The organism is Exiguobacterium abrahamii (genome assembly GCF_015645365.1).
Taxonomy (GTDB): domain Bacteria; phylum Bacillota; class Bacilli; order Exiguobacteriales; family Exiguobacteriaceae; genus Exiguobacterium_A; species Exiguobacterium_A abrahamii.
In genome coordinates this window covers 67,526-82,316 of record NZ_JADOYC010000008.1, presented here as the reverse complement: position 1 = coordinate 82,316, position 14,791 = coordinate 67,526, and the positions used below count along the sequence as shown (strand labels likewise).

At 48.7% G+C, this 14,791-nt stretch carries 15 protein-coding genes; 9 read left to right on the top strand and 6 right to left on the bottom strand.

The window, feature by feature from the left end; all coding sequences use genetic code 11:
- Positions 1–43: 43 nt before the first annotated feature.
- From ITJ88_RS15360 to folE2, 4 genes are all read right to left on the bottom strand, one after another.
- The gene (locus ITJ88_RS15360) at positions 44–1,837 is read right to left on the bottom strand and encodes a carbon starvation CstA family protein (RefSeq protein ID WP_195866192.1); all 1,794 of its coding nucleotides are present in this window, start codon (positions 1,835–1,837) and stop codon (positions 44–46) included.
- Between the two features lie 139 nt (positions 1,838–1,976).
- Positions 1,977–2,672, bottom strand: a complete 696-nt coding sequence (locus ITJ88_RS15355) for a LytR/AlgR family response regulator transcription factor (RefSeq protein WP_195866191.1) — start codon at positions 2,670–2,672, stop codon at positions 1,977–1,979.
- The gene (locus ITJ88_RS15350; RefSeq protein WP_195866190.1) at positions 2,653–4,419 is read right to left on the bottom strand and encodes a LytS/YhcK type 5TM receptor domain-containing protein; all 1,767 of its coding nucleotides are present in this window, start codon (positions 4,417–4,419) and stop codon (positions 2,653–2,655) included. The genes ITJ88_RS15355 and ITJ88_RS15350 overlap by 20 nt, the downstream gene beginning before the upstream one ends.
- Positions 4,420–4,528: 109 nt before the next feature.
- Positions 4,529–5,434, bottom strand: coding sequence for a GTP cyclohydrolase FolE2 (gene folE2 / locus ITJ88_RS15345; protein ID WP_195866189.1), 906 nt, complete (start codon positions 5,432–5,434; stop codon positions 4,529–4,531).
- 329 nt (positions 5,435–5,763) lie between these two features.
- Between folE2 and ITJ88_RS15340 the strand changes: the two genes are divergently transcribed.
- From ITJ88_RS15340 to ITJ88_RS15300, 9 genes are all read left to right on the top strand, one after another.
- Positions 5,764–6,621, top strand: a complete 858-nt coding sequence (locus tag ITJ88_RS15340; RefSeq protein ID WP_195866188.1) for a TerC family protein — start codon at positions 5,764–5,766, stop codon at positions 6,619–6,621.
- Positions 6,622–6,810: 189 nt separating this feature from the next.
- Positions 6,811–7,575, top strand: a complete 765-nt coding sequence (locus ITJ88_RS15335) for a TerC family protein (protein ID WP_087681790.1) — start codon at positions 6,811–6,813, stop codon at positions 7,573–7,575.
- A 51-nt stretch (positions 7,576–7,626) separates the two neighbouring features.
- On the top strand, positions 7,627–8,760 hold the full coding sequence (locus ITJ88_RS15330; RefSeq protein WP_195866187.1) for a YfbR-like 5'-deoxynucleotidase: 1,134 nt from the start codon (positions 7,627–7,629) through the stop codon (positions 8,758–8,760).
- A gap of 11 nt (positions 8,761–8,771) precedes the next feature.
- The gene (locus tag ITJ88_RS15325; RefSeq protein ID WP_230088892.1) at positions 8,772–9,959 is read left to right on the top strand and encodes a multidrug effflux MFS transporter; all 1,188 of its coding nucleotides are present in this window, start codon (positions 8,772–8,774) and stop codon (positions 9,957–9,959) included.
- Positions 9,960–10,110: 151 nt separating this feature from the next.
- On the top strand, positions 10,111–10,338 hold the full coding sequence (locus ITJ88_RS15320) for a hypothetical protein (RefSeq protein ID WP_195866185.1): 228 nt from the start codon (positions 10,111–10,113) through the stop codon (positions 10,336–10,338).
- Entirely contained in the window at positions 10,328–10,849 is a 522-nt protein-coding gene (locus ITJ88_RS15315; RefSeq protein WP_055969938.1) for an NfeD family membrane protein, read from the top strand. Before ITJ88_RS15320 ends, ITJ88_RS15315 begins: the two co-directional genes overlap by 11 nt.
- Complete coding sequence (gene floT / locus ITJ88_RS15310; RefSeq protein WP_023466783.1) at positions 10,846–12,366, top strand: flotillin lipid rafts scaffold protein FloT; 1,521 nt, start codon at positions 10,846–10,848, stop codon at positions 12,364–12,366. Before ITJ88_RS15315 ends, floT begins: the two co-directional genes overlap by 4 nt.
- Positions 12,366–12,776, top strand: a complete 411-nt coding sequence (locus tag ITJ88_RS15305; protein WP_195866184.1) for a hypothetical protein — start codon at positions 12,366–12,368, stop codon at positions 12,774–12,776. The genes floT and ITJ88_RS15305 overlap by 1 nt, the downstream gene beginning before the upstream one ends.
- A complete protein-coding gene (locus tag ITJ88_RS15300; RefSeq protein ID WP_149426666.1) occupies positions 12,769–12,984 on the top strand; it encodes a hypothetical protein in 216 nt (71 codons plus the stop codon). Before ITJ88_RS15305 ends, ITJ88_RS15300 begins: the two co-directional genes overlap by 8 nt.
- A 66-nt stretch (positions 12,985–13,050) precedes the next feature.
- Here ITJ88_RS15300 and ITJ88_RS15295 read toward each other — a convergent pair whose 3' ends face one another.
- Both ITJ88_RS15295 and lipL read right to left on the bottom strand, forming a co-directional pair.
- The gene (locus tag ITJ88_RS15295) at positions 13,051–13,899 is read right to left on the bottom strand and encodes a DegV family protein (RefSeq protein ID WP_195866183.1); all 849 of its coding nucleotides are present in this window, start codon (positions 13,897–13,899) and stop codon (positions 13,051–13,053) included.
- A 16-nt stretch (positions 13,900–13,915) separates the two neighbouring features.
- A complete protein-coding gene (gene lipL / locus ITJ88_RS15290) occupies positions 13,916–14,737 on the bottom strand; it encodes an octanoyl-[GcvH]:protein N-octanoyltransferase (protein WP_195866182.1) in 822 nt (273 codons plus the stop codon).
- Positions 14,738–14,791 lie beyond the last annotated feature (54 nt).

Sequence of the window (14,791 nt, the reverse complement as noted above, 5' to 3'; positions counted from 1 at the left end):
GACCGACTTTTGAGTCAGCCCCTTTGTCATATGACCAATCCGCTTACGCAGATCGTTTTTGATTTTCCCAACGTGGTGAATTCAACAGTTCAATCCATTTCTTGACGGCTGAGATCGTGATGACGATCGCGAGCAGCCCCATCGTTACCGACAAGACCGTATTCAAGATGCTGAAACCTGGAGAATCCGGGTTTGCATAGACGTTTGCGACCATCCAGATATCCGCGAACGTTACCGTAATCAGGAGATAGACGAGCGGGATGAACGTCGTCAACGCATAGACTTTTTTGTCGGCGATTTTCAAGATGATCGTCGTTCCGATGATCAAGCCAATCGACGCCATCAGCTGATTGGATACCCCGAATAATGCCCAAATCGAGCCGATGTCACCCGAGAACAGGAGATAGCCCCAGAAGAACGTTCCGAGTGCCGAAGCGAAGATCGCACCTGGAATCCAGTCGACGCGTTTGAGCGGTTTATAAAACTCCCCGAAGAAATCTTGAATCAAGTAACGAGCAACGCGTGTTCCTGCATCGATTGCTGTCAGAATGAAAACAGCTTCGAACAAAATGACGAATTGGAAGAAGAAGCCGGCAATCTCTTTGAACCATGGGATGGCGCGGAAGATGAACGTCATACCGACGGCGAGTGAGACGGCACCACCTGTTCGACCTGCCAGATCAAGACCGATTTCACGTGAGAGCTCATCGAGATAAACTGTACTCATACCGAGCGTCGCAAATACTTCAGGAGTTGAGTTGATGGCGAAGTAGTCACCGACTTCAAGAGATGTCGCGGCGATCAATGCCATGACGGCAACAAGACATTCGACAAGCATGGCACCGAAGGCGACCGGTTTGATGTCGCTCCACCGGTTGATCATCTTCGGTGTCGTACCAGAACCAACGAAAGCGTGGAAACCAGAAATCGCACCACAGGCAATCGTGATCGAGATGAATGGCCAGACAGGACCAGCGATGATTGGACCACCGCCATCAACGAACTTCGTGAATGCTGGGAATCGAATGTCCGGGTTGATGATGAAGACACCAACGATCAAGGCAAGGAAGACACCGATTTTCATGAAACTCGATAAATAGTCGCGAGGTGCGAGTAAGAGCCACACTGGCAGTGCAGCAGCGAAGAATGCATAAATCGGTAAAGCAATCGCGAGTTGACGTGACGAAAGATCGAACCAATCGCCGATGAATGTTTCCGTTAACTGAGGACCAAAACCAATCGCAGCTAGAATCAGTAAGAACCCAACCGTTGAAGCAAGTGCTAAGTTACCACCTTTACGTAAGTAAATCCCAACGAACATCGCAATCGGAATCGTCGAGAAGACAGCAAATGTACCCCATGGGTTATGTTCCAGGGCGTGCAAGACGACCATCGATAGACCAGCCATCGTGATTGTAATGATGAAGAGCATCGCAAGACCGGCACAAAAACCAGCGACTGGTCCTAGCTCTTTTTTAGCGACTTCAGACAGCGACTGACCGTCTTGGCGCATCGAGGCAAAAAGAACGACCATATCATGGACCGCTCCACCGATGACGGCACCGATCAAGAGCCACAGTAAGCCGGGGAGATATCCGAACTGCGCAGCAAGAACAGGTCCGACGAGTGGACCGGCAGCAGCAATTGCTGCGAAGTGGTGTCCGAACGAGACCCATTTGTTCGTTGGGACGTAATCTTTTCCGTCCGCTAATTTATGAGCGGGCGTTTCGCGATCATCTTTGATTTTTAAGACTTTCGCAGCCATGAACGTACCGTAAAGGCGATACGCAATTAATAAGATACAGATGACAGCAATAACGATTGGAGTAGCGCTCATCTAAAATTCCTCCTCTTGAATGAACTATGATGGATTTAGTATACAAGTTATGGAAGCGCTTTCTTTATTTTTTAGATGAGTTGTCGGTTTCGTTCGATGAAAGGTTGAAAATGGACCTTGAATCACAAAAAAGAAGCGCTCATATCCCGAGCGCTTCTTTCAGTAGTTTGACGTACGTCCGACTGACTGGCACATCAATCTGATGAATCTTTAAATTATAGGCTCCGTTGAACCAAGGTTCGATGGCGTCAATTGCTGATAAGTTGACGAGATATGAGCGGTGAACCCGTAAAAAGCGATGATCTTGAAGCTTTCGTTCAAGTTCGAGTAAAGTCTCGTTCGATGGATACGCTCCATGTTCCGTGACGATCTTTGTTTTCCCGTTCTCAGCGACGATGTAATCGATATCTTGAGGAGACAATAATTTCAGTTGTTCGCCCGTCTCGACGGCTAAACGTTCAAGTCGAGGTGCTTTTTTCGGCAGCGGTCGCGCGACTTTTTCAATCGCACGGACAATCCGTGCCGGATCATACGGTTTCAAGATGTAGTCATAAGCATTGAGCTCAAACGCTTCAAGCGCATGAGCATCATACGCCGTCACAAACAAAAGAGCCGGAGGACGTGGCATCGACTTTAAGCGTTTGGCGACTTCAAGACCACTTCCGTCCGTCAGCTCGATATCGAGAAAGACTAAGTCGGGTTGAAGGGAGCGAACGAGTCGTTCGGCTTCCTCGACACTACCGGTTTCCCCAACGACTTCAAGACCGGCTGCGGTCACGTGATAACGGAGCTCATCACGTGCGAGCGGTTCATCTTCAATCAACAAGGTGCGCATGCTGAATCTCCTTTCTGACTTCAATCGGGAGACGAATCGCGATCGTCGTGCCGTTTTGACCGTCACTCGTGATCGTAAACTGTCCTTTTTCACCATACAGGCTTCGAATTCGTTCTGCCGTATTGAATAACGCAGTACCGGTACCAGAAGACGGAACGACTTCTCGACCGAGACGGGCAAGGCGCGAGGCGTCGATCCCGCGTCCGTTATCGACGACTTCGAGACACAGTTGATCCGCCTCACACCATGCCGTCACCCCGACATATCCCGTCTGCTCAGTCGAAAAAGCGTGAAGGAACGCATTCTCGATCAACGGTTGTAAGATGAACGGTGGAACGAGTAAAGACGTCGTCTCGTCTGCTAAATCGATATCGAGAAACGGGCGATTCGGAAAACGAGCGGCTTCAAGCGATGTGTACGCTTCGATGTGCTCGAGTTCTTTTTGGAGCGGAATTTTTGTTGAGCGCGCGCCTTGGAGGTTACTGCGGAAGAACGTCGATAATTCAAGTAACAACGAGCGTGCTTGTTCGACATCCGTCCGGCACAGCGCATAAATCGTATTGATCGCATTAAACAGGAAGTGGGGATGAATTTGTGCTTCGAGTGCCCGAATCTCGGCATCTTTCAGTAAACCGGCTTGCCGCTGGGCGTTCCCGAGTGCCAGTTGTGTCGAGAACAGTTTCGCTAACCCTTCAATGAGTTCGACTTCGACGGCGTCGAGCAATTCGGCATGAGGATAATAGACTTTCAGCGTCCCAATCGTCGTTTCTCCGACGATGAGCGGCGCGATGATGCCGGCTTGAAGCGGACAATCGGTTACGGAACAGCCGATATCGAGTCGTTCCGTCACAAGACGGACTTGTCCGTCCTGCAAGACATGCTCGGTCGGTTTCGTCGTCCAGTGACTCCCAGCTTGATGGTGGTCGCTCCCAATACCGATATGGGCGAGGATGACGGATTGATCCGTCAACGAGACGGCTTCGGCTCGCGTTTGTTGCAACAGAATTTCCGCGACAGCTTCTGCCGTATGGATATGTAGACCACGCGTCAGATGCGGCAGCGTCAAATCGGCGATATGCAACGACCGTTCGGCTTCTCGTGCCCGAACCGTTTCTTCTTCTCGCGCAGCAAGGCGGATGATCGATAAGAACAACCAGACACCGAGGACGTTGATCAGTGTCATCGGTAAGAAGATGAACTGGACGAGTTCGACGGCCGCATCAAAGGGACGGGAAAACAGTAAAATCAGTGACATTTCAAACAGCATTAAAAAAGCAGTCAGACACACGGGCAATAACGCTTGGCTACTGAGGCGGTCGCGCCAATAGGAGCGTAAGAGACCGCTGACACCGCCGGCAATGACAGTCGAAAGCGCGCAAGCGAATGCTGTGAATCCGCCGAGGGAATACCGGTGAACCCCGACGATCAGTCCGGTCATCAATCCACCGAGTGGACCAGCGAGTAATCCACTGATGACGACGATCATCGTTCGCGTATTCGCGATCGCCGATGTCCCATCGACTTCTTCGAGCCAAGCATGGGGCAAGAATTCTGCTAAGTCGACTTTGACCCCTGTATAGTTACTTAAAATGCCATACGTCGCAAAAAACAGGACGAGGACACGAAATTGCCAGCCGGCTTCCGGTTGACGCAGCAGCCGGCGTGTCGGTCCCCACTGGGCGAGGATGAACGCCAAGATGATCATGATACCAAGTCGTTCGAGTAAAAAAGGAATCAGTTCCAACATGTGCATTCCTCCATTCGAGTTAAGTGTAAACGCTCGCAAAACGGAGGGCAATGCCGGTATACAAAAAAACCGCACGTCCTCTATTGAAGAGGACGTACGGCAAGCTTGCTTATTGTGCGTCTTTATCGAACGTGATCCGTGCGATCGCGTCGTGTTGGTGAATCGTTTCTTCGTTACGGCATTCGACGTAGAACGAAGCGATTGGATCCATTTCGTACAAATCAGCAGCAATCAAGCGAACCATATCTTCAACGAAACGTGGATTTTCATATGCCATCTCTGTCACGCGTTTTTCATCCGGACGTTTGAGTACCGGGTGAAGTGGCGCTGAGGCATTGGATTCCGCAGCATCAAGCAATGATTGTTTCCAGTCAAAGTCTTCTGCTTCATCACGTAACGATGCTTCCATCGTGACGTAACCACGTTGGTTGTGGGCGCTGTATTCGCTGATTTCTTTTGAACATGGGCAAAGTGTCGTGACGTTGATCGTCAGACCGACAGACAATGTCGCTTCGTTTGTTTCCGTGTTGACACTGACTGTTTGCCACACTTCAGCATTCATCAAACCGCTAAGTCCCGTTGCAGGTGCTTTACGTGTAAAGAACCATGGGTAACGGATCGTCAATTGACCTTCCGTTTGTTCCATACGATCCGCTAAATCACGTGCGAATTGAATGAGTGATTCGTTCGTGACCGTCCAACCTTCGTTGTGGTATTGATCAAGCTGTTCCGTGAGACGGCTCATGTTGATCCCTTTACGGTCTTGTACGAGTGACGTCGACAGCTCGAACGTCGCGACTGTTGCTTGTGTGTTGTCCCCGTCTTGAATGACGACAGGATGTTTAACGTTTGAGATTCCAACAGCATCTAGTGCGAACAGGAAGTTCTTCGGTGTATTTTGCAAGTCGACCATCTTATCTTTTTCAGTCGGTTTTGTTCCTTTGATCGGTGGTACCGAACCGAACAGCTTATGGCGCTCTTCTTTCGTTGGTAACGTAATCGGGTAGGTAGACATATTCATTGGCCCCTTTGTCCTTTTGTAGTGTTTCAATAGTAATAACATGACAGGAATGCTAGAGACGAGCAAGTCTGATGATTCCGCAAATGTGTTTCATCTTTTCATCGCTAGAAGTATTGTCTTGAATTTTATCACGAACGTTCGATAAACGAAACTCGCACGACTCAAAATCGACACATTCTACATCTGTAGGAATAACTTACTTGCAATCGGGTATACTATCCTATAGTATATGTTCAGGTGAACGTGTAATCATTGTTTTTTTGTCATGGTCAATAATTGAATTTTTTTTATTTTACAGGCAGTAAGAGAAAGGGATGACAGAGATGGATTGGCAGTTACTATTACAGTATGCCTGGGTCGTACTCGTCTTGATCGCGCTTGAAGGATTACTTTCAGCGGATAATGCACTCGTACTCGCGGTCATGGTCAAGCACTTACCAGGAGAACAACAAAAGAAAGCACTTTTTTATGGACTAGCTGGAGCGTTCGTCTTACGATTCGCGGCATTGTTCGCGATTTCGTTCCTCGTCGACATTTGGCAAATCCAAGCACTTGGAGCGGCGTACTTGCTCATCATGGGACTACGGCATATTTATAAGACCGTTAAAGCCAGAAAGCTCGGTGAGAACCATGGGGCTGAAAATGAGCTAGATGAAGAACCGAAGTCGGAAGAGCCAGTTTCAAAAGGTGAATTCTGGCGGACAGTCGCAAAAATCGAATTCGCAGATTTAGCGTTCGCTGTCGATTCGATTCTTGCTGCCGTTGCTCTTGCCGTTGCCCTTCCCGATTGGGGAACAGGCGAAATCGGTGGTTTGAACACAGGTCACTTCATCGTCATCCTAACAGGTGGTTTGATGGGTGTCGTCTTGATGCGGTTCGCAGCACGTGTCTTTGTTAAATTACTCGCAGATCGCCCAGGTCTTGAGACAGCAGCTTTTGCAATCGTCGCTTGGGTCGGTGTGAAGCTAGCTGTTCTGGCGCTCGAACACCCGAAATACCACGCATCAATCGAAGGAACGATCTTTGAAGCCTTGAAACTTCCGGAAGGATTCGCCCACAGTACACCGTGGCAGGCATTCTTCTGGACAGTCATGGTCGGTCTTGCTCTTTGGGGTTGGTTCTCTTCACCAAAAACAAAATCAAATCCAGATGCTGAAAAGAAAGTCGATCAAAACTTATAAGAAATGGAACGATCCGTCGATGACGGGTCGTTTTTTGTGTAACGCATGAAAGAAGGACACGCACGTTACAACTGTTTAAACAGCGGGAATAAGAGACACAGTGAAATCAAAAAGGAGAGCAGGTCTCTTTTTCTTTCCTCATGTCCGGCATATAATGAATAGACTGAACAAAAAAGGGGATTCGTTTGTATGGATATTGGATTAATAACGCAGTATGCGACCGTCGGACTCGTACTAATCATTTTGCAGGGGTTACTTTCTGCTGATAATGCGATGGTCATGGCGGTGCTTGTGCGTCCGCTACCGGACGATCAACGCAAAAAAGCACTTTTCTATGGTCTTGTCGGAGCACTCGTCTTACGTTTCGTCGCAATCTTCTTTGCTTCGTACTTAGCGACGATTTGGGAACTTCAAGCACTCGGGGCGATCTACCTCTTCTACGTCGCGTTTAAAGGAATCGTCGAGGCTCGATCGAATAAACATCAAGTACCGGATGCAATTGCCTCACAAAAAGCCTCACCGAACTTTTGGTGGACGGTCGTTAAAGTTGAGTTCTCTGACTTGGCGTTTGCTGTCGACTCGACACTTGCCGCTGTCGCCATGGCAACGACATTACCGATGATTGGTGGAACGATCGGTGGTCTGAACACAGGACAATTCTGGGTCGTCTTCTTTAGCGGAATTATCGGTCTTGTCATCATGCGTTACTTCGCGAGTTGGTTCGTCGTCTTGCTCCAAAAGCGACCAGGTATCGAAGAAGCTGCCTTTTGGCTCGTCGCATGGGTTGGTGTAAAACTGGTCGTCATGACACTCGCGCATCCGTCAATCGACGTCTTGCCGCATGAGTTTCCAGAGAGTACACTATGGCAAACGATTTTCTGGGTTGTACTTGCCCTAATTTTAATCATTGGTTGGTTCCGTAGCGGAAACAGCTCCAGTGAATCAGCAAAATAATACAATGGCGGGCAGGGTACTCTCTGTCCGTCTTTCGTTAGGAGAGATTTCATGCAAAACGGTAATTTCATTCGGATGCTGACGCGGATGCAAAACGTTCCACGGTGGGATGAATACGCACCACGTTTTCCGGATAACGCAGCCAGTCACAGTTTTCGTGTTGCCTTATTCAGTTTGATGGCAAGCTATTTAGAAGAAGCAGACGGGCAACCACCAGTCGACCGCCAGACATTGCTCGGAAAAGCTTTATTCCATGACATGAACGAAGTCATCACCGGACCCATTAAACACCGGACGAAAAAAGAGCCAACGTTACATGCACACATTCAGGCAATGGAACAACAAGCAAGTGAACAGCTCGTTGCCTTACTCTCGAAGTCGCTTCAACCAGCGTTCACGACATATCTCGTGCATGCAGAAGATGAATCACCGGAAGGGCGGATCGTCGAAGCCATCGATACGTTCGATGCGATGTTGTACGCACGAAGGGAAGCACAGATGACGGAGTCCGCCTTTTTCGAACAAAAAGCAGCGGAATTACAGGCTGTTTTGGAACGACATCCACTCGTTTCAATCCGTCGCTTGACACAGTCGGTCATGGAAGAGGATGAGATGTCTCATTTCATTGAAAACGTCTTGATGATGGATACGATTCGGCGCTGGAAAGGACGTTTCAATACGATTGATGATAACGACGCGACACATGCGTTTCGCGCAGCCTCGCTTGGTATCTTCAATGGTCTGATTGAATCGGAAAAGTATGGCGTCACGATCGACATCGAAGAAGTCGTCTCGCGTCTCTTGTGTCATGATCTCGTTGAAGGAACGACAGGAGATGTTCTTGGACCTGTCAAACATGCGACACCGGTTACAGCAGCAGCCTTCGAAGCTTACGAACGGGCAGAAGGAGAGACGTTGATCAATAATTTACCGAAAGACATCCGAGCACCATTCCGTCGGTTCGTCGTGGAAGCAAAAGACGAGACATACGAAGGACAGATGGTTGATGTGATCGATAAACTCGATGCATTGATTAAAATGAACATGGAACGGAAGTTGAACGGGGTCGAGTATGAGACCGGTTACCGGGCACAACTCAAAAAGGTTCAGATGACATATGAAAATCCATCGGTCGTCTTTTTCCTCGCTTATGTCTTGCATGATTTGGATTACGTGACGTCATGACAAAAGAAACCATGACCCCACGCCGCTTAACGTTGATCTTGATCCTTGGTTCACTCGCTGCACTCGGACCGCTCTCGATCGACATGTATCTACCTGCTTTTCCGGATATGTCACGCTCATTTGATGCGAGTGCATCACTGATCCAATTGAGTTTGACCGCTTGTATGCTCGGAATGGCACTCGGACAATTGATCGTTGGTCCACTCAGTGACGTTCGCGGTCGTAAACGACCGCTGATGGTTGCATTACTTGCATATCTGCTCGCTTCTCTCGCCTGTGCGATGGCACCGACGATTGAAGTGTTGATCGCACTTCGGTTCATCCAAGGAGCAGCTGGAGCGTCAGGAATCGTCATTTCCCGGGCAATCGTTCGTGACTTGTTTGATGGACCCGAGTTGACGCGTTTTTTTGCTGCCTTGTCACTCGTCAACGGAACAGCACCGATTCTCGCGCCTGTCATCGGAGGACAGTTGCTTCGGTTCGGTGACTGGCATTTTGTCTTCTACTTGCTGGCGATTTTAAGCACGATGATGTTACTTGCTGTTGCACTCCGTTTACCAGAAACGCTTCCGCTTGATAGACGTGTTGAAGGAAACCTGACGACGACGTTGAAGACGTTCGGACGCTTATTGACGGATCGCGTTTTCATTGGCTATGCGTTCGCGCAAGCATTCGTCATGGGCGCAATGTTTGCCTACATCTCCGGTTCACCGTTTGTCTTACAAAATATTTATGGCGCTTCGCCGCAACAGTTCAGTTTTTTGTTCGGTTTAAACGGAATCGGAATCATCTTAGCAGCACAGATTGCTGGTCGCCTTGCGGGTCGTGTCGATTCAGAGCGGCTGATGCGAATCAGTTTGACGATCGTTGCGAGTGCGAGTATCTTATTGTTCCTCGCCTTGACGTTAACGGATCAGCTGATCTTCGTCATGATTCCACTGTTTTTCGTCGTTTCAAGCGTCGGTTTGATCTCGACACTCGGTTTTACTTTAGCGATGCAAAATTACGGAGCAACGGCAGGCAGTGCCTCGGCACTTTTAGGGCTTTTGCCGATGCTCGTCGGCTCGCTCGTGTCACCACTCGTCGGGATCATGGGAGAGCAATCGGCTGTTCCAATGGGACTGATCATCATGACCTTAGATTGCCTGGCGCTCATTCTCTATTATGGTCTGATTGTTCGTCGACCGAATCGTTCATAAACGCTAATTATTCAAAAACGTTTGTCCTCTGTATGGGACGAACGTTTTTTCTTTTAATGAAAGGAAAAGAAATGGAATTCATTTTGAAACATTTTCTAAAAAATAAGCGTAGAAGAGAAAGAAAGCCAGTACTTCAGAAAGGAGTGGAGCGATGAAACAGGAGCTGCAGCGTGAACGAGAACCGTCGATTGAGGCAAGATTAGCACGTCATTTTGCCGCACAGAAAAAATACTTACGTCGTCAAGAAGAGGCCATCGATCAACGAGGAAAAGAATTGGCTCGTTTATTGTTTGAGGAAAACCGGATTGCTTATCAAAGGGCTTACCACGAACTGTATGGCTCACATCCTTACATCGAGGTGAACGAAGATGGACGTTAGTACACTTTATTTATATGCGTTAGCGGCCGCTGCTTGTGGTGTGTTTGTGTCCATCCTATTCTCAGACGTCATTCCAGGCGTCGATCAAATCTTTCATCCCACGTTGATCTTATCTTTTGTCATCATCACGTCAGCCATCGGATTCGGACTCGAACAGCTCAGTCCACTTCGTTCGATGTTGATTTTAATCATCAGCAGTGTGATTGCGTTATTAGTGACGACGCTGATGCATATCTTTTTATTTGTTCCGATGGCACAAGCCGAACAGTCGCTTGGGTTTTCGGAACAGATGCTAGAAGGTCGCAGCGCAACCGTCATCGTGCCGATTCCGACTGAAGGATATGGTGAAATCTTACTTGATGACGTCTCAGGACGCGTATCAAAGTCAGCCGTTCTGTTTGAAGGACCTGCTTTACCACAAGGCACGAAGGTGCTTGTCATCGAGATCAAACAAGGTGTCGCGTCTGTCGTGACATACCCCCAACAATGGAAAAAGGAGATGTTTACATGAATCCAGTGTTAATCGTATCAATCGTCGCGGTCGCCTTGATCGTTGCCTTGATCGTCTTATTCATCACGAAGTACCGAACGGTCGGTCCGGAAGAAGCGTTGATCGTATCTGGTAGTTATCTCGGAGGACGCAACGTCAATACCGATGAGTCCGGCAACCGGGTAAAAATTATTCGAGGTGGCGGAACATTCGTGTTACCTGTCTTCCAACAGGCGACACCACTAAGTTTGTTATCGAGTAAACTCGAAGTCACGACACCTGAAGTTTATACGGAGCAAGGTGTACCGGTCATGGCTGACGGTACAGCGATCATTAAGATCGGCAGTTCGATTTCTGAGATTGCGACGGCAGCGGAGCAGTTCCTCGGAAAATCAAAGGAGGAGCGAGAAGGCGAAGCGCGTGAAGTTCTTGAAGGACACTTGCGTTCGATTCTCGGGTCGATGACCGTCGAAGAAATTTATAAGAACCGTGATAAGTTCTCACAAGAAGTCCAGCGGGTCGCGTCTCAAGACCTGGCGAAGATGGGCCTCGTCATCGTTTCGTTTACGATCAAAGACGTTCGTGACAAGAACGGATACTTAGAATCCCTCGGGAAGCCGCGGATTGCACAGGTTCGCCGGGATGCGGATATCGCAACGGCAGACGCTGAAAAAGAGACACGCATCAAACGGGCGGAAGCTTCAAAAGATGCGAAAAAAGCAGAACTCGAACGTGCAACTGAAATCGCTGAAGCGGAAAAAGAAAATCAGTTGAAGATGGCGGACTACCGCCGCGAACAAGATATCGCGAAGGCGAAAGCCGACCAAGCGTATGATCTTGAAAATGCACGCGCACAACAAGAAGTCACGGAACAACAGATGCAAATCAAAATCATCGAGCGTCAAAAACAAATCGAGCTTGAAGAACGCGAAATCCTTCGTCGTGAGAAACAATACGACGCGGAAGTCAAAAAACGTGCTGACGCGGATCGGTACTCGATTGAGCAAGCGGCCCAAGCGGACCGTGCGAAGCAATATGCGGAAGCAGATGCAACGAAATACCGGATCGAGGCATCGGCCAAAGCGGATGCAGAACGAATTCGTCTGGATGGTCTTGCGAAAGCGGATGCGGAGCGGGCACAAGGGGAAACAGAAGCAGAGATCATTCGTTTGAAAGGTCTTGCGGAAGCAGAAGCGAAAGAAAAAATCGCGCAGGCATTCGAACAATTCGGACAAGCGGCGATTCTCGACATGGTCATTCGGATGATGCCAGAATACGCGAAGGAGATCGCAGCACCACTCGGTAACATTGATAAAATCACAGTCGTTGATACAGGTAGTGGTGAAGGTGGCGGTGCGAACCGTGTCACCGGTTACGCGACGGATTTGATGGCGTCGCTGCAAGAAACGTTAAAGGCGTCGTCCGGATTAGATGTCAAAGAGTTGATTGAGAATTTCTCCGGTAAAGGAACAGCAAAGCCGTTGACGGTTAACTTAAATTCCCATGATGCGGTGGCAGCATCGAAAACAGAAGACTGATGGCAATCCGCGTCTTATTGATTGTGTTCGCACTCCTACTCTTTCATGTCGCTTGGCCACTTCCATGGTATGCACTGGCGGTACTAGGCGGCGTCATTGGTATCATCAAAGGATACACATCGGATGACGGAATCGCGAATATATTCAATATAAAGAAGGCATCTTACTCACTTTACGATCGACAAACACGTCAAGAAGCCGTTCTCGCTTTAATGTGTAGTCTGTTGACGGTCGACTTCCCGTATTGGTTCGCCGGAGTGACGACAGGAATCACGTGGCGTGATGTCGGATATGTTGGTTTCGAAGTAGTATCGACACTTCTGTTCGCTTATGTTTTGTTCCGTTTCTTATGTCTGAATCTATTCCGACCATTCTTGGAGTCTGAAAGAAGGGAGCAAAGAAATGGATAGTTTATTTTTACTGCAAGAACGTTGGATGCTGTTGCTTCCGTTCCTCGTCGTCCTCTTGATCAACGTCGGGTTATTAACTGCCCTTCTGAAGAAGCGACGTGATTTACCGAAGCTGTTAGTCTTCGGAATGGGTGGGATGGCGATCGTGTTCATCGTCTCTTCGCTTGGATTAAGCATGGCATTGCTGTTCTTTGGATACAATTCATAAAAAAAGGGGCAGGCTCTAAACAGAGTCTGTCCCTTTTTTCGTACTATAAGATAAGAATGAGTGCCATTAACGTGGTAGGTCATACCCAATGACGACGAGTCCCGGTCCAGTATGTGAACCGATCGCTGCGCCGGCGATCGTCAAGATGACTTCGCTTGGTGAAAACTGTGCTTCAATCAATTGTTTTAATTGTTCTGCCCGTTCAATCGAATCCCCATGACCAATCATGATTCGATGTCCGTCAATCGTTGGACGTGCTTCTTCCATCCACTCGACGATCCGGTTCATGACTTTTTTCTGACCACGGATTTTCTCTTTTGGAATCAACTTCCCGTCTTCGACTGTCAACAGTGGCAAGATCGATAAGAGACCACCAATGAAGGCGCTAGCTCGTGAAACGCGTCCACCGCGCATCAAATATTCGAGTGATTCGACTGTAAACAGATGACGAATCGTATTCACCTTGGCTTCAGCATAAGCCACTGTTTCTTCAAACGAATGCGTCTTCGCATATTCTGCGACGTCAAGAACGAACAATCCTTGTCCTGTCGAAGCAGTTTTCGTATCGAGTACCAAGTAAGGAACGTTCGGATACTTTTCCGCGAGTTCCTCCGTAAGCATCTTCGCGGTTTGATACGTTCCCGATAATTCGCTTGAGAAGGCGAGGTAGAGGAAGGGATCCCCTTGTTCGAAGTGACGCGTGAACACCTCGACCATCCGGCTGACTTCGACCTGGAATGTCTTCGGTGCTGCACCGTCACGCATCTTATCATACAGTTGTTTCGGAGATATCGATTCTCCGTCGAAGAACGTGTCTTCGTCGATCAATACGCCAAATGGCATGACCGTAAAATCATAAGCATCTAACATGTCTTTTGGTGCATCAGCACCACTATCTGTGATCAATCGGATCATCACGTTCTCTCCTTTCTTAACCTAGGGCTTTTTCGTTTCGATCAAGCATCCGACTCAAGTTGACGCCGAAACGCTCATTCTCGAGTTCCGTCAACGTTGCGGGCGTCAAATCAGCACCGAGCGCAAGTAACGCTTCATACGCACGACGTAAGCACTCCTCGACCGTCAAGGAAGTACCAAGCAGTTCCTCGAGTGACGCCATCGTTTCCGGCACGACGGTCGGATAGACGAATTTTGTCGTTTCATCTTGAAGCGCTGCCGCGTAAAAATCACGGACTAAAGCGGCGCGTTGACTTCCACTTCCGTTGACACAAAGATAGATTTGAACGGCAACTCCGCCACGGACACGACGCTGGGAGATACCAGCGAATTTTTTACCGGCAATCGATAAGTCATAAGAACCAGGACAATACGATCCGACGACTTCACCAGCGACGATTGCGTCCGTTTCTTGTGCGAACATACGACGGACGAGCGCCAGCATCGCTTCGTAACCACTGTCGATATCGATGCCGCCGCGTTCCGGTAGGACGAGTGAAATATTTAAAACACCGGCGTCGAGGACGACGGCAAGACCACCTGAATTACGGACGACGGGCGAGAAACCATGTTCATGCAGGACGGCTACACCGTCAGCAAGATGAGGAAGACGGGCATCCTGGATGCCGAGGACGACGGTTTCGTGGTGAATCCACGAGCGGAGTGCGGCTCCTTCTGTTGCAACGGAAGCACATAATGTGTCGTCCATCGCAAACGATTGTGTCGCATGGAAAGCAGTTCCGAGTGACGTTTGATCAAAAATACGATAATGTTCTTGTTTTAAGAGTTCGATTCCCATAGGCTCGTTCCTTTATTGTAGATTTGCGACATCATTATAGCACAGGGTGTGTAA